Source organism: Streptomyces sp. NBC_00154, assembly GCF_026342835.1.
GTDB lineage: Bacteria > Actinomycetota > Actinomycetes > Streptomycetales > Streptomycetaceae > Streptomyces.
The window spans coordinates 3,766,466-3,788,729 of sequence record NZ_JAPEMI010000001.1 but is presented as its reverse complement, the minus strand read 5'-3'; the positions used below and the strand labels follow the sequence as shown (position 1 = coordinate 3,788,729).

General features: G+C 69.9%; 21 protein-coding genes, 1 tRNA gene and 1 pseudogene. 9 read left to right on the top strand and 14 right to left on the bottom strand.

Features of this window, described 5'->3' with window-relative positions; translation table 11 throughout:
* Nucleotide 1 precedes the first annotated feature (1 nt).
* A complete protein-coding gene (locus OHA03_RS17080) occupies nucleotides 2-124 on the top strand; it encodes a hypothetical protein (RefSeq protein WP_267004702.1) in 123 nt (40 codons plus the stop codon).
* A gap of 614 nt (nucleotides 125-738) precedes the next feature.
* Here OHA03_RS17080 and OHA03_RS17075 read toward each other — a convergent pair.
* From OHA03_RS17075 to galU, 7 genes are all read right to left on the bottom strand, one after another.
* Nucleotides 739-812, bottom strand: a tRNA-Ala gene (locus OHA03_RS17075).
* 88 nt (nucleotides 813-900) lie between these two features.
* Nucleotides 901-2,073: a gephyrin-like molybdotransferase receptor GlpR gene (glpR, locus tag OHA03_RS17070; RefSeq protein WP_267004701.1), complete on the bottom strand. Its 1,173-nt coding sequence runs from the start codon at nucleotides 2,071-2,073 to the stop codon at nucleotides 901-903.
* A 167-nt stretch (nucleotides 2,074-2,240) separates the two neighbouring features.
* Nucleotides 2,241-2,846, bottom strand: coding sequence for a GNAT family N-acetyltransferase (locus tag OHA03_RS17065; protein ID WP_267004700.1), 606 nt, complete (start codon nucleotides 2,844-2,846; stop codon nucleotides 2,241-2,243).
* 17 nt (nucleotides 2,847-2,863) lie between these two features.
* A complete protein-coding gene (locus tag OHA03_RS17060) occupies nucleotides 2,864-3,370 on the bottom strand; it encodes a molybdenum cofactor biosynthesis protein B (RefSeq protein ID WP_267004699.1) in 507 nt (168 codons plus the stop codon).
* On the bottom strand, nucleotides 3,367-3,867 hold the full coding sequence (gene moaC / locus OHA03_RS17055) for a cyclic pyranopterin monophosphate synthase MoaC (protein WP_267004698.1): 501 nt from the start codon (nucleotides 3,865-3,867) through the stop codon (nucleotides 3,367-3,369). Before moaC ends, OHA03_RS17060 begins: the two co-directional genes overlap by 4 nt.
* A gap of 124 nt (nucleotides 3,868-3,991) precedes the next feature.
* The gene (gene glp, locus OHA03_RS17050; RefSeq protein WP_267004697.1) at nucleotides 3,992-5,302 is read right to left on the bottom strand and encodes a gephyrin-like molybdotransferase Glp; all 1,311 of its coding nucleotides are present in this window, start codon (nucleotides 5,300-5,302) and stop codon (nucleotides 3,992-3,994) included.
* A 4-nt stretch (nucleotides 5,303-5,306) separates the two neighbouring features.
* Nucleotides 5,307-6,209 carry a UTP--glucose-1-phosphate uridylyltransferase GalU gene (galU, locus tag OHA03_RS17045; protein ID WP_267004696.1) on the bottom strand — a complete coding sequence of 301 codons (903 nt, stop codon included), beginning with the start codon at nucleotides 6,207-6,209 and terminating at the stop codon, nucleotides 5,307-5,309.
* Nucleotides 6,210-6,315: 106 nt separating this feature from the next.
* Between galU and OHA03_RS17040 the strand changes: the two genes are divergently transcribed.
* Nucleotides 6,316-6,897 carry a 5-formyltetrahydrofolate cyclo-ligase gene (locus tag OHA03_RS17040; protein WP_267004695.1) on the top strand — a complete coding sequence of 194 codons (582 nt, stop codon included), beginning with the start codon at nucleotides 6,316-6,318 and terminating at the stop codon, nucleotides 6,895-6,897.
* Between the two features lie 52 nt (nucleotides 6,898-6,949).
* Here OHA03_RS17040 and OHA03_RS17035 read toward each other — a convergent pair whose 3' ends face one another.
* Entirely contained in the window at nucleotides 6,950-9,703 is a 2,754-nt protein-coding gene (locus OHA03_RS17035; protein ID WP_267004694.1) for a penicillin acylase family protein, read from the bottom strand.
* A 243-nt stretch (nucleotides 9,704-9,946) separates the two neighbouring features.
* On the opposite strand from OHA03_RS17035, the gene OHA03_RS17030 reads away from it, so the two are divergent.
* The 6 genes and pseudogenes from OHA03_RS17030 to OHA03_RS17005 form a co-directional block, all read left to right on the top strand.
* A complete protein-coding gene (locus tag OHA03_RS17030; protein WP_267008071.1) occupies nucleotides 9,947-11,449 on the top strand; it encodes a potassium/proton antiporter in 1,503 nt (500 codons plus the stop codon).
* A 311-nt stretch (nucleotides 11,450-11,760) separates the two neighbouring features.
* Nucleotides 11,761-13,044: an MFS transporter gene (locus tag OHA03_RS17025; RefSeq protein WP_267004693.1), complete on the top strand. Its 1,284-nt coding sequence runs from the start codon at nucleotides 11,761-11,763 to the stop codon at nucleotides 13,042-13,044.
* Nucleotides 13,045-13,110: 66 nt separating this feature from the next.
* On the top strand, nucleotides 13,111-13,458 hold the full coding sequence (locus OHA03_RS17020) for an FmdB family zinc ribbon protein (RefSeq protein ID WP_267004692.1): 348 nt from the start codon (nucleotides 13,111-13,113) through the stop codon (nucleotides 13,456-13,458).
* Nucleotides 13,459-13,549: 91 nt separating this feature from the next.
* Nucleotides 13,550-14,383: an S-methyl-5'-thioadenosine phosphorylase gene (locus OHA03_RS17015; RefSeq protein ID WP_267004691.1), complete on the top strand. Its 834-nt coding sequence runs from the start codon at nucleotides 13,550-13,552 to the stop codon at nucleotides 14,381-14,383.
* Nucleotides 14,384-14,590: 207 nt separating this feature from the next.
* A complete protein-coding gene (locus tag OHA03_RS17010) occupies nucleotides 14,591-15,169 on the top strand; it encodes an RcpC/CpaB family pilus assembly protein (protein WP_267004690.1) in 579 nt (192 codons plus the stop codon).
* Between the two features lie 45 nt (nucleotides 15,170-15,214).
* A pseudogene (locus OHA03_RS17005) lies at nucleotides 15,215-15,466 on the top strand (MscL family protein); the annotation flags it as partial.
* A gap of 1 nt (nucleotide 15,467) precedes the next feature.
* Here OHA03_RS17005 and OHA03_RS17000 read toward each other — a convergent pair.
* From OHA03_RS17000 to OHA03_RS16975, 6 genes are read right to left on the bottom strand one after another with little or no spacing between them, the layout of a single operon-like run.
* Entirely contained in the window at nucleotides 15,468-15,695 is a 228-nt protein-coding gene (locus tag OHA03_RS17000; protein WP_267004689.1) for a hypothetical protein, read from the bottom strand.
* Nucleotides 15,696-15,716: 21 nt separating this feature from the next.
* Nucleotides 15,717-16,103, bottom strand: a complete 387-nt coding sequence (locus OHA03_RS16995; RefSeq protein WP_267004688.1) for a DUF6755 family protein — start codon at nucleotides 16,101-16,103, stop codon at nucleotides 15,717-15,719.
* Nucleotides 16,100-16,822: a Rieske (2Fe-2S) protein gene (locus tag OHA03_RS16990; protein WP_267004687.1), complete on the bottom strand. Its 723-nt coding sequence runs from the start codon at nucleotides 16,820-16,822 to the stop codon at nucleotides 16,100-16,102. The genes OHA03_RS16995 and OHA03_RS16990 overlap by 4 nt, the downstream gene beginning before the upstream one ends.
* On the bottom strand, nucleotides 16,819-17,421 hold the full coding sequence (locus OHA03_RS16985) for a 4Fe-4S dicluster domain-containing protein (RefSeq protein ID WP_267004686.1): 603 nt from the start codon (nucleotides 17,419-17,421) through the stop codon (nucleotides 16,819-16,821). The genes OHA03_RS16990 and OHA03_RS16985 overlap by 4 nt, the downstream gene beginning before the upstream one ends.
* A gap of 7 nt (nucleotides 17,422-17,428) precedes the next feature.
* Nucleotides 17,429-19,738: a molybdopterin oxidoreductase family protein gene (locus OHA03_RS16980; protein WP_267004685.1), complete on the bottom strand. Its 2,310-nt coding sequence runs from the start codon at nucleotides 19,736-19,738 to the stop codon at nucleotides 17,429-17,431.
* Entirely contained in the window at nucleotides 19,735-20,808 is a 1,074-nt protein-coding gene (locus OHA03_RS16975; protein WP_267008070.1) for an MFS transporter, read from the bottom strand. The genes OHA03_RS16980 and OHA03_RS16975 overlap by 4 nt, the downstream gene beginning before the upstream one ends.
* A gap of 264 nt (nucleotides 20,809-21,072) precedes the next feature.
* Here OHA03_RS16975 and OHA03_RS16970 point away from each other — a divergent pair, with 264 nt between their 5' ends.
* Nucleotides 21,073-22,254, top strand: a complete 1,182-nt coding sequence (locus tag OHA03_RS16970; protein ID WP_323181218.1) for a low temperature requirement protein A — start codon at nucleotides 21,073-21,075, stop codon at nucleotides 22,252-22,254.
* The last annotated feature ends 10 nt before the right edge of the window (nucleotides 22,255-22,264 follow it).

Sequence of the window (22,264 nt, the reverse complement as noted above, 5' to 3'; positions counted from 1 at the left end):
CGTGATCTGCCGCAAGTACCAGCGCTGGGTCGAAGACCTCGTCGCCCCGAAACCGCAGAAAACACCGCTCCAGCGGATACTCGCGGTGCGCCTGACCCTCTGGACCATGGCTGCGGGAGCGTGACCGCCGACTGATTACCCGCTGGCTGCCCTTTCTGGCCGGTGCGGTGCGCGCCATGGACGGGCGGGACGTTCCCACCCGGATCGAGCCGGAGGTCGGAAGTCTCGCCGCCCTCGCCCTCGCCGTGCTCCGGAGTTGCGCTCCTCGTCATCGTCGACGCGGCGAAGGCCGTACCCCTGTGGCGCCACTACGGCTGGCTGGCCTGGTGGCCCAGAGCCCTGGCTGCACAACAGAGCTTCGATTCCGCCGTGTCCGTCCCGCACGGCCCCCGCAACCAGTCCTTCGACCTCGCGAGCCGAGTCCTCGCGGAGCTGGGACTATCCGAGGGCCAGCCGCCTCGTTGCGGGCCAGGTGTATGAAGCCGCGCGGGTTGCGGGTAATTGAAGATCGACACGTCGCGAGACCGCAGGAGTCTGCCTCCACGCCTGCGGTCCCCGCGGCATGTCCGCATCCCGACCCCCGGTCCATTCCGACGCGGACCGCCGCGCTTCCCAGCGGCCCGGCAGGCTGACTTTCACACAAGCAGGAGCTCAAACGACGAGATCCCGGTCAGACGATGAACGTCTGACCGGGATCTCGTGAACCGTTCCGGGGTGAACCCGTGAACGGCCCTGCGGTGGACCTGTGGGGATTTGAACCCCAGACCCCCTCGATGCGAACGAGGTGCGCTACCAGACTGCGCCACAGGCCCTTGCAACGAGTGAAACTCTAGCATCCTCGGAGCGGTGCTCGGAAATCCGCTCCCCCGCTGGTCAGCCGGGGCGGCGTCGCAGCGGGTCTCACTCGTTGGCGGCGCGGGGCCGGTCGCCGTCCTCGTACTGGTCGAAGAGCGGGGTCCGGCCGCGGTCGCGGGTGCGACGGGACTGGTTGGTGCGCTGGCGCGGGGCCGGGTCCACGGGGGGTGCGGTGGGAGCCGCGGTGCCCGGCTGTGCCGGTTCGGCGGTGCTGGAGCGGGCCGCGCTCCAGGTCTCCGGGTTGCCGACCTCGACGCCGCCCGTGGCGCGCGGGGCCACGGGCGCGGTGACGTAGGTCGGCAGCGGGACCGGGACCGGCTCCCAGCTGTCGCCCTGGGCCCGGCCGCGTTCGCGCTGCTGGTCGACCCATTCCGCGTGGTCCGTCTGCTCGACCAGCGCGCGGCGGCCCGCTTCCTGCGGCGAGACCGTGGGGGCGGGCTCGGGCTCGGGGTGGCGCGCTTCGGGCTCCTCGTCGGGCTCGGCGGGGGCCGTGGCCGCGGGCTGGTGCCTGCGGTGGCGGTTCTCGCGCAGGTGCTGCGCCGCCACCTCCGCCCTGCGCCGGTCCATGGTGAAGGCGAACCTGCGCCGTTCCTGGGCGCGCAGATGCACGATGTACGTGCTCAGCAGCACGGCAGGCACCGCGGGCGCCCACAGGAAGTGGAGGCCGCCGACCGCCGCGACGACCGTGCCGAGGGTGAAGGCGAGGAAAAGGACCGAGGTGGTGCGCCGACGGCGCGCCAGCACCTGCGAGCGCTGGGCACGCCGGGCGCGCTCCGCATCGATCCCACCGGGGCGGGCGCGCCGCGCGGGTACGGGCACAGACGCGTGTGCAGGTCCCACCTGGGCCTGCCGTTCCTGGGAACCCTGGGACGCCTGCGCCGTGGAAGCCGCACGCTCCGGTGCGCGCACCGGGTCGTGCACACGGGCTTCGGTATGCGCCGGAGGCGCGGCGAAGGCCCGGACGTCCACGGAATCCACTCGCTCCGTGCCCACGTCCGGGTCGGCGCCGGGCCCCGCCTCCTCGGTGGTGCGCTCCCGCAGTTCCTTGGCGTACCGGCGCTCCATCGCCGCCCGTCCGGACAGCAGCCGGATGGCGGTGCTGAAGCGTTCGGTCGGGCGGGCTTCATTGAGCTCGTCCTGCCTGCGGAGCCACATCGGCACCAAGTAGGCGGCCCAGGCCCCGACGATGACTGCATAGATGAGGCCGCTGCTGCTCACGTCTCACACCGTAGAGGGGTTTGCACGGAGGCATCCGCCAATTGGCCCGGTGTGTCGCACGATCTGGCTGATATCAAGGACTTTTTTTGTGATTGTTCGGATCAACAGTCGGCGTTTGCGCGTTGGTTAGCGGTCACGCGGTGATCAATTTCGAACATTCATTTTATTTAACGCGGCGTTCCGGGTCGTCGTGCCTGGTGCCAGCGCCGGAGCAGCCCGTCGGGCACCTCCTCCGCGGTGAGCGCGAAGATCAGATGGTCCCGCCAGGCACCGTCGATGTGGAGATAACGTGGACGCAGCCCTTCCTCGCGGAATCCGAGTTTCTCCACGACTCTTCGGCTGGGCCCGTTCTCGGGGCGAATGCACACCTCGATGCGGTGCAGTCCGACGGACCGGAAGCAGTGATCGACGGCGAGAGCGACCGCGGTCGGCATGACACCGCGACCCGCCACGTCCTGGTCCACCCAGTAGCCGACATGGCCCGAGCACATCGATCCCCAGGTGATCCCGGCGACCGTCAACTGCCCGACCAGGCGCCCCTCGTACTCGATGGCGAAGGGCAGCATCCGGCCGGCGCTCGCCTCGGAGCGCAGATGGCGGACCATCTGACGGTAAGTGGGGCGCCGGGCCACCGGACCGCCCGGGCCGGGCGGGGGGACGGTCGCCTCCCAGGGGCGCAGCCAGTCGCGGTTGCGCCGGTTGACCTCCCGCCACTCGCGCTGGTCGCGCAGCTTTATCGGCCGGAGGGCGATCGCGCCGTCCGTCAGGATCACCGGCCAGGTCGGGACGTTCAGCTCGGGCTCCCGGGTCGGGGGTGGTCGCCGCCGCGGAGCTGATCGACGGCGTGCACCAGAAGGCGTTCGAGGACGGCGAGGCCGTCGCGCACCCCGCCGGTGGAGCCCGGCAGGTTCACGATGAGGGTGCGGACGGCGACTCCGGCGAGGCCGCGGGAGAGCGCGGCCGTGGGGACCTTGTCGCGGCCCTCGGCACGGATCGCCTCGGGGATGCCGGGGATCTCGTGGTCGAGGACGCGGCGGGTGGCCTCGGGGGTGCGGTCGGTCGGCGAGATGCCCGTACCGCCGGTGGTGACGATGACGTCGTACGCGGCGGCCACCCCGGCCCGCAGGGCCCGCTCGACGGGGTCACCGTCGGGGACGACCTGCGGCCCGTCGACGGCGAAGCCGAGCGCGGCGAGCGCCTCGACGATCAGGGGGCCGCCCCGGTCGGCGTAGACACCGGCCGAGGCGCGGTTCGACGCGGTCACGACGAGCGCGGTACGGGGGGCGGGCGGCGTCATGCGTCCGCGCCCTTCGGCACGGAGCGCCGGTAGTCGCCGGACTTGCCACCGGACTTCGACTCGACCCGGACATCCGTGATGACCGCGCTCTTGTCGACCGCCTTGATCATGTCGATCACGGTGAGCGCGGCGACCGAGACGGCCGTCAGGGCCTCCATCTCGACACCGGTGCGGTCCGTCGTCTTCACCGTGGCGGTGATCTCCACCGCGTCGTCGGCGACGCTCAGGTCGACCTTCACGCCGGAGACGGCGAGCGGGTGACAGAGCGGGATCAGCTCGGGAGTGCGCTTGGCGCCCATGATCCCGGCGATACGGGCGGTGGCGAGGGCGTCGCCCTTGGGGACTCCCTCGCCACGGAGCAGTTCGACGACGCGCGGCGAGACGAGGACCCGGCCGCTGGCGCGGGCGACGCGCGCGGTGACGTCCTTCTCGGACACGTCGACCATCCGGGCCGCACCCGCCTCGTCGAGATGCGTCAGCCTGTTCTGCGTACTCACTGAACTCCGCCTAGCGGTAGGGCGCCGGTTGCCCGCTCGGCCTGCACCGGAGTGCGGCCGGGGGTCCGGGGGGTGTCCCCCGGTAAGGCACAGCGGCAGACACCGTACCGCCACCGGGTCGCGTTCAGCGGAGCAGGATCACCTCGGTGACCGTGCCGGACTCCGCGGAGGTGACGTCCTCGGGCAGCACGATCAGCGCGTCCGCCTGGGCGAGGGCGGCGATCAGATGCGATCCGGAGCCGCCGACGGGGGTGACGGTGCCCTCCTCGGCGTCGTACGTGCCGCGCAGGAACTGGCGCTTGCCGGACGGCGAGGTGAGCGTCCTGTCGGTCTTCAGCGTGGCGCGGACCGTCGGGCGGGTCACGTCTTTCAGGCCCATCAGCGTGCGGATCGCGGGCCGTACGAACAGCTCGAACGAGACGTACGACGAGACGGGGTTGCCCGGCAGCGCCAGCAGCGGTGTGTGCTCCGGGCCGATCGAGCCGAAGCCCTGCGGCTTGCCCGGCTGCATGGCGAGCTTGCGGAACTCGATGCCGCTGCCCGGCTCGTCCGCGTCGCCGACGGAGGACAGGGCCTCCTTGACCACGTCGTACGCGCCGACGCTGACGCCGCCCGTGGTGACGACGATGTCGGCGCGGATCAGCTGGTCCTCGATCGTGGCGCGGAGCATGTCGGCGTCGTCGGTGACGGCGCCGACCCGGTAGGAGATGGCTCCCGCGTCGCGCGCGGCAGCCGTCAGCGCGAAGCTGTTCGAGTCGTAGATCTGACCGCCGGTCAGTTCCTCACCGGGTTGCACCAGTTCGCTGCCGGTGGAGATGACGACGACACGCGGCCGGGGCCGCACCTTCACGGTGGAGCGGCCGATCGCGGCGAGCAGCCCGATCTGCGGCGGCCCGATGACCGAACCTGCCCGCAGGGCCAGATCGCCGGGCTGCACATCGCTGCCGCGGGCCCGGACATGAGCGCGGGCCACGACGGGGCGATGGACGCGGACCTCACCGCCCGCGTCCTGCGGGGCGTGGCTGTGGGCGCGCATGGTGTCCGCCGGGCCGCCGCCCGTGCCGCCGTCGGTCCACTCGACCGGCACGACAGCCTCCGCACCGGCCGGCAGCGGGGCGCCGGTCATGATGCGGGCGGCCTCGCCGGGACCGACGGTCTGGTCGCCGGAGAGTCCGTCACTGCCCGCCGCGACGTCACCGATGACCGTGAGCACCGCGGGGAACTCCTCGCTGGCGCCCTCGAGATCGGCGACGCGGACCGCGTAACCGTCCATCGAGCTGTTGTCGAAGGGCGGCAGGGCGATCTCCACCACGACGTCCTCGACCAGGACGCAGCCCTGGGCCTCGGGCAGTTGGAGCTCGATGGGTTCGAGCGGCCGTACCGCGGCGAGGATGTCCTCCAGGTGCTCGTCCACCGACCAGATCGGGCTGCTCAACGTGTTACATCTCCTCGGTGACGAAACTGCGGAGCCAGGTCCGGAAGTCCGGGCCCAGGTCCTCACGTTCGCACGCGAGTCTGACAATGGCGCGGAGGTAGTCGCCCCGGTCACCGGTGTCATAGCGGCGGCCCTTGAAGACAACGCCGTGCACGGGGCCGCCGATCTTCTCGTCCTCGGCGAGCAGTTGCAGGGCGTCGGTGAGCTGGATCTCGCCGCCGCGGCCCGGCTCGGTCCTGCGCAGTATGTCGAAGACGGCGGGGTCGAGGACATAGCGGCCGATGACGGCGAGGTTGCTGGGCGCGTCCGCCGGATCGGGCTTCTCGACCAGCCCGGTGACCCTGACGACATCGCCGTCCGTGGTGGCGTCGACGGCCGCGCAGCCGTACAGATGGATCTGCTCCGGCTCGACCTCCATCAGCGCGACGACGCTGCCGCCCTCGCGCTCCTGGACCTCGACCATGCGGGCGAGCAGCGGGTCGCGCGGGTCGATCAGGTCGTCACCGAGGAGGACCGCGAACGGCTGGTCGCCGACGTGCGGTGCGGCGCACAGCACGGCGTGGCCGAGGCCGCGCGGGTCGCCCTGGCGGACGTAGTGCATGGTGGCGAGGTCGCTGGACTCCTGGACCTTCTGGAGCCGGTCGGCGTCTCCCTTGCGGGTGAGCGCGGACTCCAGTTCGTAATTGCGGTCGAAGTGGTCCTCGAGGGGGCGCTTGTTGCGGCCTGTGATCATGAGTACGTCGGAGAGGCCGGCCGCCACCGCTTCTTCGACGACGTACTGGATCGCGGGCTTGTCGACGACAGGCAGCATCTCTTTGGGAGTGGCTTTGGTGGCCGGCAGGAAGCGGGTACCCAGCCCGGCAGCCGGAATGACAGCCTTGCTGATCCTGGGGTGCGACTGAGTCATGCGCGCAACCATAACCGGTAGTCATGGGCGGAAGATGAGCGTCCGGTTAACTTTGTACTCATATATGTAGATACAAGAGATTCACAGGTGCCCGTTGAACACCGACATGCCCCGAAAGGCCTCCCTGCGGCGTGAACTGCTCGCCGTACGATCCCTCCTGAGCAGGGAAGACGTGGAAAACGCCGCGATGGTTCTGTCCCGCGGTGCAGTAAGTCTTCCGGAGTTGGCCGACGCTCGTACCGTCGCCGCCTATGTCTCGGTGGGACGTGAGCCGGGCACCCGTGCACTGCTGGATGCGCTGCACGCGCGGGGGGTACGGGTGCTGCTGCCGGTGCTCCTCCCGGACAACGATCTGGACTGGGCCGCGTACGAGGGGGGCGACAGCCTCGTACCGGCGGCCCGCGGGCTGCTGGAGCCGGACGGTCCGCGGCTCGGGCCGGACGCCGTTCTGGACGCGGACGTGGTCCTGCTGCCGGGCCTCGCGGTGGACGGCCGCGGGATGCGGCTCGGCCGCGGCGGAGGTTCGTACGACCGGGTGCTGGCCCGGCTCGCGGCGGCCGGGGCGCATCCGGCGCTGGTCGTCCTGCTCTACGACAACGAGGTGGTCGCGCAGGTTCCTGTGGAACCGCACGACCACCCCGTGGACGCCGTGGTGACACCGGCCGGAGCGCGGCGCTTCACCGTCTGACCCGGGCCGGAACCGCCCCCGGGCCCGCCGTCCTCCCATGATGGCTTGAACGTCAGGACGGCTTGAGCGTCAACGTGTCCTTCGTCGCCTTCGCCACCGCATTCGTCCCGAAGGACCAGTCGAGCAGGTCGCCGTTGACCCACTTGTCGGTCTGATCGGTGTAGTGCGCGCTGAACGCGTGCCCGGAGGCGCCGGTGAGGTTGATCCAGCGGGACTTGTCCCAGTCCCCCACGTTGACGACCATCCGCATGGACGGGACCCAGATGACCTCGTAGCCGCCCGCCGCGTTCCAGCCGGAGGCGTTGACCGCGGCCTCGCCGCCGCCGAGGTTCCACGGGCCGCGGTTGAGGGCCCGCTGGAGCACATCGGGGCCCTCGGTACCAAGGGTCTGGTTCTTCAGTGTCAGCCGGTGCAGCCGGCCCCAGCTCCAGGTGGAGATGTCCTTGCCGAGCTTGGCGGTCAGCTCCCAGCGGGCGTCCTTCATGGCGCGGCCGAAGAGCTCGTCACGGGTCTCGGTCGCCTTGTCCTTGCGGTTCTTCGGCGACTGCCACCAGTCGTTGTTCTCGTCGTCCATGAGGTTGGCGACCACCTGGTACCAGCGGTCGCCGCCGTCCGGCTGCGCCGTGTCCGTGTCGCGCTGGCCGCATTCGCGTACCGGCTTGTCCTGCTCGTCGACCGGACCCGTGCTGTCGGCCGGGAGGACGGTGAGGCACTCGCCCTTGACCCGCAGCTCCTTGGGCAGCTTGTCGCCGAAGGTCAGCCTGAGGATGTTGCGCCAGACCGCGTTGAAGTAGGCGGCGGCCGCCGAGTCGGGCTCCTGGGTGTAGTCCCAGCCCTCCAGGAGCTTCTGTGCCTCACGGACGCTCTTGTCGGAGACGTTGATCTTCATCAGCTCGGGCACCAGCAGCGCGGCGATCTCGCTGGTGTTGTCCATCTGCATCTTCTGCATGTCGTCGGTCGAGATCTTCCCGCCGCCCTTGATCTTCGACTCGATGAGGTCGTTGATCCGCTGGCTGCGGGTGCCGTAGCCCCAGTCCTTGGTGAGCAGGTTGGGGTACTTCTTCTCGTCGATGACGGCCTGGTTGGCGGTGACGATGTAGCCGCGCTTCGGGTTGTACTCGTACGGCAGCTCGTCGAACGGGATCGGGTCCTTCTTCCAGCCGTACGACGACGCCCAGCCGGGGCTCGGCATCGTGCCGTTGCCCGCCTTGCGGACCGGGATCTTCCCCGGGGCCTGGTAGCCGATGTTGCCCTTGGTGTCGGCGTAGATGAGGTTCTGCGAGGGGACCTCGAAGTGCTCGGCGGCGGCCCTGAAGGTCTTGAAGTCCTTGGCGCGGTTGAGCTCGAAGACGGCGTCCATGGAGTGACCCGGTTCCAGCGCGGTCCACTTCAGGGCGACGGCGTAACCGTCGCCGCGGTCCGGCGCGGCGTTGGTGACGGGGGCCTTCTGGCCGACCTTCTCCAGCTCGCCACTGCGGTCGGAGACCAGCGGACCGTTGTTCGTCTCGCGCACGGTGATGTGCCGGCTCTCGCCGCCCGCGACCTTGATGGTCTCCTTGCGGGTGACGAAGGGCTTCACCTTGCCGTCGTACTGGTAGCCCTCGCCGGAGACCTTCTCCAGGAAGAGGTCGGTGACGTCCGCGCCGAGGTTGGTGAAGCCCCAGGCGATGTCCTGGTTGTGACCGATTATCACGCCGGGCATACCGGAGAAGGTGTATCCGGCGGTGTCGTACCGGCAGGTCGCCGAGAGCTGCCGGCAGTGCAGCCCCATCTGGTACCAGAGCGACGGCAGCTGCGGCGCCAGGTGCGGGTCGTTGGCGAGCAGCGGCTTGCCGGTGGTCGTGTAGTCGCCGGAGACGACCCAGGAGTTGGATCCGATGCCGTTCCCGTTCGGGCCGAGCAGCGCGGGGATCTTGTCGAGGGTGTCGGAGAGCGAGGAGAGCTGCGTGTTCAGGCCCTCGGTGGCCCCCTGCACGGTGTTCGCGCCGACGCCGGTGGACGACGTCGCGGCCGGGTCGAACCTGCCGGTGACCGACGAGATCGCACCCTGGTCGACAATCGGCCGGTGCTTGTCGTACGGGTACGCGGGGTACAGGTCCTCGATCTGTTCCTTGCTGAGCCTGCTGGTCATCAGCGAGCGGTCGATCTCGTCCTGCATGTTGCCGCGCAGGTCCCAGGCCATCGCCTTCAGCCAGGCGACCGAGTCGACCGGGGTCCACTTGGTCGGCCTGTAGTCGTTGGTGAGGCCGAGCGCGGCGTACTCGACGGAGATGTCCTTGCCGTCGCGCCCCTTGAGGTAGGCGTTCACCCCGTCCGCGTACGCCTGCAGGTTCTTCTTGGTGTCCGCGGACAGGACGGTGTCGTACTCCTCCTGCGCGATCTTGCGCCAGCCCAGCGTCCGCAGGAAGGCGTCCGTGTCGACCTGCCCGGAGCCGAACATCTCGGAGAGCCGGCCGGCCGTCATATGACGGCGGACGTCCATCTCCCAGAAGCGGTCCTGAGCCTGCACGAAGCCCTGGGCGCGGAACAGGTCGGTGTCGGAGTCCGCGTAGATCTGCGGGATTCCATAGCTGTCGCGCTTGACGTCGACGTTGGCGGAGAGACCGTCGATCTTGACCGACCCGTTCGTCTGCGGGTAGGAGGCACGCACGGTCGCTACGGACCAGTACCCGCCGTAACCGATACCCGCGACAAGCGCCAGCACCAGGGCGATCACGATCAGGCGGGCGCGTCGCCCCTTCTTCTTGCCGGTCTTCGCACCGGCAGAACCGGAAGAGCCGGAAGAGGCGGTTGTGTTGGCGGGCATCGCTGTCCTTCGAGGGGCAGGGTGGTCCTGGGAGTGCAGGAGCAACCATAGGCGCAGCACCGAGGCGGCTCCGACGCGGTATCGGGATCCGTCGAATCGAGAGTCGATCGCACGAGTACTCGAACGCGTCAAGAAAGCGTTAAAGATTAGGTAAGGTAATGAAGTACCGGCCGCCGGAGAGCCATTCGGCAGGCGTACGCAGGGAAGGAACGGCCACTGACTGTCCACGCGCTCAACGAACTCCTGCTCGTCTGCTCGCTCGTCCTGCTCGTCGCCGTCGCGGCGGTGCGCATCTCGTCCCGCAGCGGGCTCCCCAGCCTGCTCCTGTATCTCGGCATCGGGATCGCCATCGGGCAGGACGGGATCCTCCACATCAAGTTCGACAACGCCGAACTGACCCAGGTGTTCGGCTACGCCGCCCTTGTCGTGATCCTGGCCGAGGGCGGCCTCGGCACGAAGTGGAAAGAGATCAAACCGGCACTGCCCGCCGCCGCGACACTGTCGGTCGTCGGCGTCGCGGTGAGCGTGAGCGTCACCGCGGCCGGAGCGCACTATCTGGTCGGCCTGGACTGGCGGCAGTCGCTGATCATCGGTGCGGTCGTCTCGTCGACGGACGCCGCCGCGGTCTTCTCCGTGCTGCGCAAGGTGCCGCTGCCGGCCCGGATCACCGGTGTGCTGGAGGCCGAGTCCGGGTTCAACGACGCCCCCGTGGTGATCCTGGTGGTGGCCTTCTCCACCAAGGGGCCGGTGGACAGCTGGTACCTGCTGGTCGGCGAGATCGCCCTGGAACTGGTGATCGGCGCGGCCGTCGGCATCGCCGTCGGCTGGCTCGGCTCGTTCGGGCTGCGTCATGTGGCACTGCCCGCGTCCGGTCTCTACCCGATCGCGGTGATGGCGATCGCCGTGTCCGCGTACGCGGCCGGCGCCCTGGTCCACGGCAGTGGCTTCCTCGCCGTCTATCTGGCCGCGATGCTCCTCGGCAACGCCAAGCTGCCGCACTGGCCCGCCACCCGCGGCTTCGCCGACGGGCTCGGCTGGCTGGCCCAGATCGGCATGTTCGTCCTGCTCGGGCTGCTGGTCACCCCGCACGACCTGCTCGACGACTTCTGGCCCGCGATCATCGTGGGTCTGGTACTGACCGTGGTGGCGCGCCCCATGGAGGTCTTCATCTCCCTGATCCCGTTCCGGATGCCGTGGCGCGAGAAGGCCTTCATGTCGTGGGCGGGGCTGCGTGGCGCCGTCCCCATCATCCTGGCGACCATTCCCATGGTGCACGGGATCGAGGGCTCCACCCACGTCTTCAACATCGTCTTCGTACTCGTTGTCGTCTACACGCTGATTCAGGGGCCGACCCTGCCCTGGCTGGCCAAGGCCCTGAAGATCGCCGAGGACCCCTCCGAGGCCACCGACCTGGGCATCGAGTCGGCGCCGCTGGAGCGGCTGCGCGGGCATCTGCTGTCGGTGGCGATCCCCGGGAGGTCGAAGATGCACGGCGTGGAGATCGCCGAACTGCGGCTGCCCGCCGGAGCAGCCGTCACCCTCGTCGTACGGGAGGGGAAGAGCTTCGTGCCCGGACCGTCGACCATGCTGCGGCGGGGCGACGAACTGCTGGTCGTCGCGACCGATCCGGTGCGCGACACGGCCGAGGCCCGACTGCGGGCGGTCGGCGAGGGAGGCAAGCTGGCCGGGTGGCTGGGGACCGACGGCGGCACCGGTGGAACCGGCAGGACCAGGACACACCACTGATCCGAGGCTACGAAGGTGTGATTGCGCGCAATCGCAGGCATGCACCGGATCCTGCCCTGTAGCATGAAGGAAACGTGATCGACAAAGATCGATAGATCCGGTCAACACCGGATCGACCAACTCTGCCTGACGCAGAGCTGGCGCGACCGTATGGCGGTCGTGGCGTCCTCCGCCTCTGCTGCGAGCGCCCGGCATCTACCGCAGTTCCGCGCGAAGAGGACAGCTCTCGGCAGCTCCCGTCCCAGGCCGGCACCCACAGGTGCGGACCGGCGACGGAAGCATGGCTACCAGGCGGCAGAAAGGCATGGACCGTGGCGTCCACGGTCTCCGACCGCCCCGGTTACGGGCAACTGCTGCGCATCCCCGGTGCGTGGACCTTCCTCCTTCCGGGCTTCGCCGCACGGCAGCCCTTCGCGATGCTGACCATCGGCATCGTCCTGCTGGTGCAGCACACCACCGGCTCGTACGGCAGCGCGGGCGCCGTCGCCGCTGTCACCGGTGTCTCCATGGCGCTGTTCGCCCCACAGAGCGGCAAGCTGGCCGACCGCATCGGCCAGCGCGCCGTACTGCTGCCGGGAGTCCTCGTGCACGCGGCGTCCGTATCGGCGCTGACGGCACTCGCACTGGCGGACGCACCGCTCTGGCTGCTGTTCCTGGCCGCAGTGCCGACGGGTGCCTCCGTCCCGCAGATCGGCCCGATGGTGCGGGCCCGCTGGGCGGCGCTGCTGGGCGCGGCACCCGGCCGGAAGGCCTCGCCCCTGATGGCGACCGCCGCCGCCTTCGAGTCGGTGACCGACGAGTTCACCTTCGTCATCGGACCCGTCCTCGCCACCGCCCTGTGCACCGGGGTGCATCCGGCGGCCGGACTGATCGCGGAGGCCGCACTGACGCTGATGGGCGGCCTGCTCTTCGCGGCGCAGCGCCATACCCAGCCCGCGGTCCGCTCCACCACCTCCGGCGCCTCCGAACGGCACACCTCCGCCCTGTCCGTACCGGGCGTACGCGTGCTCGCGGTGGCGTTCCTCGGGATCGGCGCCGTCTTCGGCGGCATGCAGGTCTCGCTGACCGCGTTCGCCGAGGAGATCGGCCGGCCCGGCGCGAACGGCCTGCTGTACGGGATCTTCGCGGCCGGCAACATGCTGGCCGGGATCGCCTGCGGTGCCATCGCCTGGAAGAGCGGGCCGCGGCGCAGGCTGATCGCCGGGTACGCGGCGCTGACCCTGACCGCGTCCGGGCTGTGGGCCGTGCACTCCGTGCCGCTGCTGGCCGGGCTCGGGCTGCTCGTCGGACTCTCCATCGCACCCGCGCTGATCAGCGGATACACGCTCGTCGAGGCGCTGGTTCCGGCGTCCGCCAGGACCGAGGCGTTCACCTGGCTGACGGGCGCGGTCGCGCTCGGCCAGGCCGCGGCGGTGACGGTCGCCGGACGGCTGGCGGACGCCCACGGGGCGAGCACCGGCTTCGTGGTGCCGCTGGTGGGGACCGTGCTGGCGCTCGTGACCCTGGTGACGCTGCGTTCGCGGCTGACACCGAGGGCTCCGGGACGGACCGTGGCACGTGGTGTCGGTCACCGAGAGCCGGTCACGGTGGACTGATCCAGCGGAATACGTCAGTATGGAGCGTCGTTAGCACTCACAGAGTCAGAGTGCCAGGAGGAGCAAGTGCCGACCTATCAGTACCAGTGCACCGAATGTGGCGAGGGCCTCGAGGCGGTGCAGAAGTTCACCGATGACGCTCTGACCGTGTGCCCGAACTGCGAGGGACGCCTGAAGAAGGTGTTCTCGGCGGTCGGCATTGTCTTCAAGGGTTCCGGTTTCTACCGGAACGACAGCCGCGGCTCCTCGTCGAGCAGCGCGCCGGCGTCGTCGTCCGCGAAGGCAGCCGGTTCCGCTTCGTCGACTTCCTCGACGGGGTCGGACTCGAAGTCGTCCGCGTCCTCGTCCGCCGCCGCTTCCTCTTCCTCGTCGTCGTCCTCCGCGTCGTCGTCGAGCGGTACGTCGGCCGCCTGAGCCGAGGTACGCAGCTTCACACTTCATCCGAGGGCCCCGCCGATCCGATCGGCGGGGCCCTCGGCATTTACAGCCCCGCTAGTGTGATCGCATGGTGAACGCAGAGATCGGTGTCATCGGCGGCTCGGGCTTGTACTCCTTCCTGGAGGACGTCACCGAGGTTCGCGTGGACACCCCGTACGGACAGCCGAGCGATTCCGTCTTCCTCGGTGAGATCGGCGGACGCCGGGTCGCCTTCCTCCCCCGCCACGGACGCGGCCACCATGTGCCGCCGCATGGCATCAACTACCGCGCCAACCTGTGGGCGCTGCGGTCCGTGGGCGTACGTCAGGTGCTCGGCCCGTGTGCGGTCGGCGGGCTGCGTCCGGAGTACGGACCGGGGACGCTGCTCGTACCGGACCAGATGGTGGACCGCACCAAGGCCCGCACGCAGACGTATTACGACGGGGAGACCCGTGCGGACGGCGTGGCGTCGAACGTGGTGCACCTGGGCTTCGCCGACCCGTACTGCCCCGAGGGGCGCAAGGTCGCACTGGCCTCGGCCCGCGCCAAGGGCTGGGAGCCGGTGGACGGCGGGACGCTGGTGGTCGTCGAGGGGCCGCGCTTCTCGACCCGGGCCGAATCGCGCTGGCATGCGGCGATGGGCTGGTCGGTGGTCGGCATGACCGGGCACCCGGAGGCCGTGCTCGCCCGTGAACTGGGGCTCTGCTACACGACGATGACGCTGGTGACGGACCTGGACGCGGGCGCCGAGGCGGGCGAGGGCGTCTCCCACGGGGACGTGCTGAAGGTGTTCGCGGCCAATGTGGACCGGCTGCGGGCGGTGTTGTTCGACGCGGTGACGGCGCTGCCTGCGGAAGGGGAGCGCAGCTGTTCCTGTGCGCGTGCGCTGGACGGGATCGAGACGGGGATCGAGCTGCCGTAGGGGGTGCGGCCGCGGCTCGGTCCTGGCTCCGCTCTTGGCTCTGCGAGACGGGTGGGGCGCGGGTGGGTGACCGGCTTGTCCACAGTGTGTGCGCTGTCCACAGGGCTCGGCGGGAATCTCGCGGACGGTGGATCGTGAGGGGTGTCGGTGTTCGTCCCGAACGCCGGACTTCGCGCTCCTCACTCCCCACGGCAGGTGGTGTCGGCCATGTTCCCGCCCGTTTCTCCGACCACGTCCTCGTCCGATGTGCGTCCGACGGTCCCCGGTCCGCCGGTGTCGGCGCCGCCGCCCTGTGGGGTGCCCGCGTTCGCGCCGCTGCGGGTGCGCGGGGGTGGTGGGCGTCGGTTACGGCGGGCGGTGTGGCGACAGCGCCGCGCCATGGCGGCCGGACTGGCGCTGACGGCTGCGGCGCTGGCCGCGACAGGACTGACCGGTGGTGACGGTGGCAGCGGGGCGGCGGACCGCGCGGGAACCTCGGCGCCGGAGGGGGAGCGGCGACCGGTTCAGCTGGTGTCCGCACCGGTCCGGATTGCGGATGCGGCGACGGTACGGCTGTTGCGCCCGGGAGACCGCGTCGATGTGATCGCGGGCGAGGGCTCCGGGGCGGATGCCAGGGTGGTGGCGAAGGGGGCCAGGGTGGCGGCGGTGCCGCGGACGGCGGCCGATGGTGCTGCCGAAGACCCCGCGGAGGGTGGCGCGCTGGTCGTGCTGTCCGTGCCCCGGAGCACGGCGGCGTCGCTGGCCGGCGCAGGGATCTCGGCCCGGCTGGCGGTGACGCTGTGCTGAACCGGGCACACCGGCCCATTCGCACTGATGAGCCGTCAAGTCACCGGCTCGGTGCTCAGCACTACGCTCAGCTTCGTGATCACGGCAGCCGTCGTCCACTTCCTGACGGTGCTGCCGATGGCCAAGTACCTGGCCAGGCGAGCGGCGATGCAGGCTGCCAAGGACGGCGTGCAGGAGACGCTGGAGGTCAGCGAGCTGGAGGTGCTGAAGGAGATCCGCGACGTTCTCGTCTCGCAGCGCAGCGGTCCGGCGGGCGAGGGCCGCGGCCAGGAACCGGGCCGCGGCCACGACGAGTAACTCAGACGTGGTGGGGTGGCTTCTCGTCGAGGAAGCGCGCGAGGTCGGCGGCGCTGCCGCCGGCCGGAGCCCGCTCGCCCCACGCTCGGTCCGTATCGTCCGCGGACTGCTGGTCCAGCGGATCGTCGAAGATCAGAGCCGGCTTGGGCTTCCTCTGCTCCGGCTGTGTCGGGGTTGTCGGCTGCGTCGGTTTCGAATCGCGCGGTCCGGGGGTGGGGGCGGTGCTCATACCACCAGGGTACGGCGACGGTCAGCGATCCTTCGGGTCGAGCATCCAGAGCCCCAGGACCACGAGGAACGACAGACAGAGGAAGCCCGCACCCCACCAAGCCGTTTCGGTGTTGCCCTCCATCCATTCGTCGACGACGACGGTCAGTCCCCAGAGCTGGCCGATGACGACGGTCATGGCGAGGGTCAGCCGGGCCGTCAGTTTCGAGGAGCGCTCGGGTTCCTGGTCGGTGCCCGCTCCCGGGCCCGGACCGGTGCGGCGGACCCGGGGGTCGCCGTAGCCACTGGTGGAGCGGATCTGCGGATAGCGCTCGCGGACGGGTCGGTTCAGCTCCGGCCGGGCGCTGCCCGGGTGGTACTCGGGATAGGCCGGGCGCTGCGGGTCGGCGGGCTGCCGGGCGTCGGTCATGTCCGCCTGCCGGGGGTCTCGGTTTCGGTTGCCGCGGTACGGGGAGCCTTCGCGCCGGGAGCGTGCGCCGGAGGTGCCTCCGCACCTCCGTCCCGGACCGAGGGGCAGCCGATCCGCGAGGCGAGGTCAGGCCGTTCCTCGCTGATCTGGCGGCACACACCGTGCTCGATGCTCTCGCCGGAACGGGTGGTGCCGATGGCCCAGATGCTGCCGTCGGCCTGCTCGGTGAGTGCCACCTTGGGCAGGGGGCGGGGCGGCGGTCCGGCGGTGACTTCTCCGGTGCGCACATCGAAGATGCCCTCGTGGCAGGGGCAGTAGAGCTCCCCTTCCGGACCGCGGTCCTTGCGCCAGAGCACCGCGCAGGCGAGATGGGTGCAGATCGCCGAGTAGCCGACGAGGGTGCCGTCGTCCATCCGGACGGCGACCGCCTTGTCATCCTCCTCGGGGTAGCTGAAGGCGATGGACTCCCCGGGCAGGAGCTGAGCGGTGATCTTCCTCGGTTCGGGTGCCTTGGCGTCATCGGTGTCCCCGTGGCGCGGGAGCATGCCGCCGGCCACGCCGAGGCCGCCGACGGCGAGTCCGCCGGAGACGGTGGCGACGATCCGGAGGTAGTCGCGCCGGGTGGTGAGGGAGTCGGCGGCGATCCGGTCGTGCAGGGCCTTGCGCGCGTCTCCGTGGGGGCTCCGGTCCCCGGTCGGCGGCTGCTCGGTGACGCTCATCGGCGGACGTCCTTCCCGTTGATCTCGACGACGGGAAGACCGCCGGGCACCGGCCACCGGACCTTGTCGGCGGGGACGACCATGGCCACACCGGTGCGGACCTCGGTCTCGCCGAAGGTGAAGGTGTCGGCGATCTGGACGCCGGGCCGCTCTGCCTGGAGCTCCTCGGCCGTTCCGTAGAACAGCGCCCCGGTCGGGCAGACGGTGGCGCACATGGGGGCGAGGCCGTAGGCGGTGCGGTCGTAGCAGAGGTTGCACTTCATCTGCAGCTTCGCCTGGAGGTCGATCTTCGGGACGCCGAAGGGGCAGGCGTTGACGCAGTTGGCGCAGCCGATGCAGCGGGTGGTGTCGGCCTGCTGCACCACACCGTCGGCGGTGACCAGGATCGCGTCGGCGGGGCAGACCTCGGCGCACGGGGCGACCGGGTCCTCGCAGTGCATACAGACCGTGGGGAGGGAGGCGACGGAGTGACCCTCGTCGGTGTAATCGAGGTGGATCATCGACTTGCCGTGGTGCGAGTCGCATTCCCGGCAGGCGGAGACACAGGCCTGGCAGCCGATGCAGCGCCCCGGGTCGATGAAGATCGTTCTGCCCATCATGCGGGCCTCAGCTCCTCTCCGAGGTACCACGGCCCTGCGGGGCGGTGGGCGGCAACGGGTCGGTGCGGGAGACCTGGGCCTCCGGGTAGGCGACCTGGCCGGGTGCGACGGGAGGTGCGGGGACCTCGTCGATCTTTTCGGCGTGCTCGATGCGGCAGGCGCACACCTTGTACTCGGGGATCTTGGAGCGGGGGTCGAGGGCGTCGATGGTGAGGGCGTTGGCGGCGGTGGGGACCGGCCAGTGGTACGGGATGAAGACGGTGTCGGGGCGGATCGCCTCGGTGACGAGGGCGGGAAAGACCTCGCTGCCGCGCCGGGTGATGACGCGGACCGGTTCGCCGTTGCGGAAGCCGTGGGAGGGGTGGACCTCGGCCCAGGGGCGCGGGGTCTGTTCGACGAGGGCGCCCAGCCGACGGGTCTGGTTGCCGGACAGGAAGTGGGCGACGGTGCGGCCGGTGGTGAGCGACATGGGGTGCTCGTCGTCGTACGGGTCCATCGGCGGGTGCCACTCGACGACCTGCAGATGGATCTTGCCGTCGGGGTGGTACGTCCTGCCGTCCTCGAAGAGCCGGGGGGTGCCGGGGTGGTCGGTGGAGGGGCAGGGCCAGGCGATGCCGCCGGTCTCCTCCAGCCGTTCGTAGGTGATGCCGTAGTAGTCGTTGACGGTTCCGGCGGAGGCGATCCGCAGCTCGTCGAAGACCGCGCGCGAGTCGGCGAACGCGAATTTGTCGCCCGCGCCGAGCCGCCGGGCGAGTTCGCACATCACCCAGGTGTCGGTCCGTACCCCGGGGGGCGCGTCCTGCGCCTTGTTGTGCTTGACCACGCGGGCCTCGGCGTTGGCCATCACCCCTTCGTCCTCGGCCCAGGTGGTGACGGGAAAGACGACATGTGCGTTGGCAGCGGTCTCGGAAAGGAAGAAGTCGAATTGGGCATGGAATTCGGTGGCGTCGTACCCCTCCTTGACCACCCGGTAATTGGGCAGGGAGACGAAGGGGTTGTTGCAGATGCCGATCAGGCCGCGGATCTCGCGGCGCTGCATCTGCCAGACCATTTCCATCATCGAGGTACCGGCGGGCGGCAGTTCGGACTCCTCGATGCCCCAGATCTCGCAGATCTGCCGGCGGTGCTCCTCGTTCATGATCGAGCGGCCGCCTGGGAGGAGGTCGGCCTTCTGGCCGTGCTCGCGGCCGCCCTGCCCGTTGCCCTGACCGGTGATGGTGCCGTAGCCGGCACCGGGCTTGCCGATGTGGCCGGTGGCGGCGCAGAGGTTGATCACGGCGAGGCAGTTCTCGACGCCCTGCGAGTGGTGTTCGATACCGCGGGCGTGCCAGGCCATGGCCTTGGGGGCGCGGGCGAAGGTGCGCGCGACCTGGACGATCTGTTCGGCGGGGATGCCGCAGATCTCGGCGGCGCGGGACGGTGGATATTCGGCGGCCTTGGCCCTGACCTCTTCCCAGCCGGTGGCGTGGGCGGCGAGGTACGCCTCGTCGGTGAGGCCCTCCTCGACGACCACGTTCAGGACGGAGGTGAAGAAGGCCGAGTCGGTGCCCGGCTTGAGGGCGACATGGATGTCGGCGGTGCGGGCGATCGCGGTCTCGCGCGGGTCGACGACGATCAGGCTGGCACCTCGGTCCCGCGCTCCCCACACGTACTGGGTCATCACGGGGAAGCATTCGCCGACGTTGGAACCCGCGATCAGCAGGCAGTCGGTGAGCAGGCAGTCGGAGAAGGGGTTGCCCGCCCGGTCGATGCCGAAGGCGAGCTTGTTGGCACCCGCGGCACTGACCATGCAGAGCCGGCCGTTGTAGTCGACATGCCGGGACTTGAGGGCGACCCGGGCGAATTTGCCGACGAGATACGTCTTCTCGGAGAACAGGCTGGCACCGCCGAGGAGCCCGAAGGCGTCGTTGCCGTGGGCCTGCTGGATGCGTTTGATCTCGGAGACCGTGAAGTCGAGCGCCTCGTCCCAGGAGACCTCGCGGAACACCTCGTCGCGGGAGCGGCGCATCAGCGGGGCGGTGAGCCGGTCGGGGTGGTTGACCTGCTGATACGCATTGATGCCCTTGGGGCAGAGCCGCATACGGTTGATGTCGTGGTTGCGGGGTTCGACGCCGAAGACCTTGCCGCCGCGGTCGACGCGCAGATACATCCCGCACTGGACGCCGCAGAAGCAGCAGTGGGTGGGGACGAGCGTCTCGCCGTCCTGGTCGGCGCGCCACCGGTCGGCCGGGATGCCGCCGGCGTCCCGGAATGCCCGGGTGCCCGGCGGTGCGAGGGAGGGGTCGAGCGGGACGACCGGACGGGGGTCGGCGGTCACTTGAAGCCCTTCTTCACATGGGAGAGATAGGCGCTGCCGCGCAGCACCCTTTTGCAGCGCGGGCAGTATTCGGCCCACTCGTCGAAGTCGAGGCTGAGATCGCGCATGGTGCCGCGGAGGTTCTCGACGTACGGCCCGGTGTCGATGGGTTCCTCGCAGCGACGGCAGCTGAAGATCTCCTGGTCCTGCCGGCCGGTGTACTTGAACAGCTGCATACCGACCGCGGCCGGGCGCTGGACGATGTGGAAGAACTTCCCGAACGGGATGTAGATGAGGGTGAAGACCACCGACACCATGTGGAGGATCCCCAGGAATTCGTATCCGCCGCCGTGCAGGAAGATCGACGAGAAGGTGAGCAGCAGACCGGTCACGGAGATCACGATCAGGGCGATCAGCGGCACGAGGTCGTAGCCGAAGCGCTGGCCGGTGATGGCGCCGCGGTCCTTCATACGCCGCCAGAGGAAGTAGGAGGCACCGGGGATGACGAGCACGGCGGCGATGTCCAGACCGTGGAACATCAGCCAGCCGAGGACGTTCAGCGAGTCGAAGCCGATGATCTTGAAGTCCCAGATGCGCATCTCGTAGCGGGGGCCCGAGCCGGTGCCGGAGGTGAAGGTGAACCAGCCCCAGGTCAGCGGGAACGTGATCAGGGAGGCGAGGATGCAGCCCCAGAAGATCAGCTGGTGGGCGGCCCAGCGGGCGTGCGAGCGGGCGCCGAGGAACTTCTGGAAGCCCAGATAGGTGGCGGTCATCCTCGGCAGGGCGGTAGGGCCCTTGCGGAAGTTGGCCATGGAGAAGAAGCTCCGCCAGCCCTGCTTGAACAGGCGTCGGGCACCGGGCGCGGAGACCCAGACCGTGTAGCGGTAGGCGACACCGAAGGCGAGGAAGACCGTGGCGACCGCGTACGGGAGGAGGGCGGAGTCGAAGTTCTCCAGAAGCCGGCTGCCGAACACGATCGCGAGGATCAGCAGGACGGAGACGATGACGCCGACCGCGGTCGCGCGGGAGGTGACGGACCGGAGGACCGAGGTGCGGGCGCTGCCGGGAGCGGGCGGTGCGGGCGTGTCCACGGCCGGGTTCGGCGCGGTGGCGGCTGCGGTTGCGCGTTCGTCTGCGGCTTCTGGGGGCTCGGTCACCGGCCCACCGTAGGACCGGATGGGACGGTTGGTCCTGATTTGACGTCCGGCTGAGTGAGCGCGTCACCGAGCGGCACGAAGGCCGGTCGCGCGGCTCTCCGCTGCGCAGGACCTGACCCGGGACGCTTTTCCCGTACGATCTGCGCGTCCCGCCACCAGCCACCGGAGTGGTCTGCTGTGCTGGGCCCCATGCCCCGGATGACCGCCCGCAGCCGCACCGAGAAGCACCGCACCTCGACCCCGCTGGAACTCTTCTTCGACCTGTGCTTCGTCGTTGCCGTCGCCCAGGCGGGCGGCCGTCTCGTGCACGCCGTCGCCGAGGGACATCCCGGCACCGGGATCGCCGGCTATCTGGCCGTGTTCTTCGGCATCTGGTGGGCCTGGGTGAACTTCTCCTGGTTCGCCTCCGCGTACGACACCGACGACACGCTGTACCGCCTGGTCACGTTCGTCCAGATCACCGGTGTGCTCATCTTCGCCGCCGGGGTGCCGCGCGCCTTCGACGACGGGGACTGGACGCTCGGCGTCATCGGCTATGTGGTGATGCGGCTCGCGCTCACCAGCCAGTGGCTGCGGGTGGCCCACTGTTCCGAGGGCGCGGAACGCAGGGTCGCGCACCGGTACGCCATCGGGATCGTCCTGTGCCAACTGGGCTGGATCGGCATGCTGTTCGTGCCCGCCGACATGAACGGCGCCCGTACCGCGGTCTACGTGGTGCTCGCCCTGTGCGAGCTGTCGGTTCCGGCCGTCGCCGAGCGCGAGCGCGGGACGAGCTGGCATCCGCATCACATCGGCGAACGGTACGGACTGTTCACCATCATCGTGCTCGGCGAGACGATCGCCGCGGCAACGGTCGCCGTCCAGGAGTCGGTCGACAACCACGACGCGCTCGGCGAACTGCTGCCGGTCGCCGCGGGCGGACTGCTGATCGTCTTCGCCGCCTGGTGGATCTACTTCGCCGTGCCGATCCACCACTATCTCCGTGGCAGCAGGCAGTCGTTCATCTGGGGATACGGCCACTACGCGATCTTCGGTTCCGCCGCCGCGATCGGCTCGGGCATCGAGGTCGCGGTGGAGGAGGCCACCGGAAAGGCCCATGTGTCGACGGCGGCCGCCTCGGCCGCCGTGACCGTCCCCGCGGCAGTCTTTCTGCTGACGGTGTGGCTGCTGCACGCCCGCCACTTCAAGCGCGACCTCGCGGAGCAACTGCCCCTTCCCCTGGCCACGGTGGCGATCCTGGCCTGTACGTTCGCCGGGACATATGCGGTCTTGGCGGCCGGTCTGGTGGCGGCCGCGACCGTGACGGCCGGCGTGGCATTGTCGCGGCGCCCGGCACCGGGCGGGCCGGCTTCCACCACCGTCCCGCCGACCCACGCGTGAGGAGCACACG

Excerpts from the sequence above, each read along its gene's own strand:
- galU (WP_267004696.1), bottom strand. The coding sequence starts at position 6,209 with ATGACTCAGTCGCACCCCAGGATCAGCAAGGCTGTCATTCCGGCTGCC.
- OHA03_RS17010 (WP_267004690.1), top strand. The coding sequence starts at position 14,591 with ATGTTCCCGCCCGTTTCTCCGACCACGTCCTCGTCCGATGTGCGTCCG.
- OHA03_RS16970 (WP_323181218.1), top strand. The coding sequence starts at position 21,073 with ATGACCGCCCGCAGCCGCACCGAGAAGCACCGCACCTCGACCCCGCTG.
- OHA03_RS16985 (WP_267004686.1), bottom strand. The coding sequence starts at position 17,421 with ATGATGGGCAGAACGATCTTCATCGACCCGGGGCGCTGCATCGGCTGC.
- OHA03_RS17060 (WP_267004699.1), bottom strand. The coding sequence starts at position 3,370 with ATGACGCCGCCCGCCCCCCGTACCGCGCTCGTCGTGACCGCGTCGAAC.
- OHA03_RS17040 (WP_267004695.1), top strand. The coding sequence starts at position 6,316 with ATGCCCCGAAAGGCCTCCCTGCGGCGTGAACTGCTCGCCGTACGATCC.
- OHA03_RS17035 (WP_267004694.1), bottom strand. The coding sequence starts at position 9,703 with ATGCCCGCCAACACAACCGCCTCTTCCGGCTCTTCCGGTTCTGCCGGT.
- OHA03_RS17000 (WP_267004689.1), bottom strand. The coding sequence starts at position 15,695 with ATGAGCACCGCCCCCACCCCCGGACCGCGCGATTCGAAACCGACGCAG.
- OHA03_RS17015 (WP_267004691.1), top strand. The coding sequence starts at position 13,550 with ATGGTGAACGCAGAGATCGGTGTCATCGGCGGCTCGGGCTTGTACTCC.
- OHA03_RS16995 (WP_267004688.1), bottom strand. The coding sequence starts at position 16,103 with ATGACCGACGCCCGGCAGCCCGCCGACCCGCAGCGCCCGGCCTATCCC.
- OHA03_RS16990 (WP_267004687.1), bottom strand. The coding sequence starts at position 16,822 with ATGAGCGTCACCGAGCAGCCGCCGACCGGGGACCGGAGCCCCCACGGA.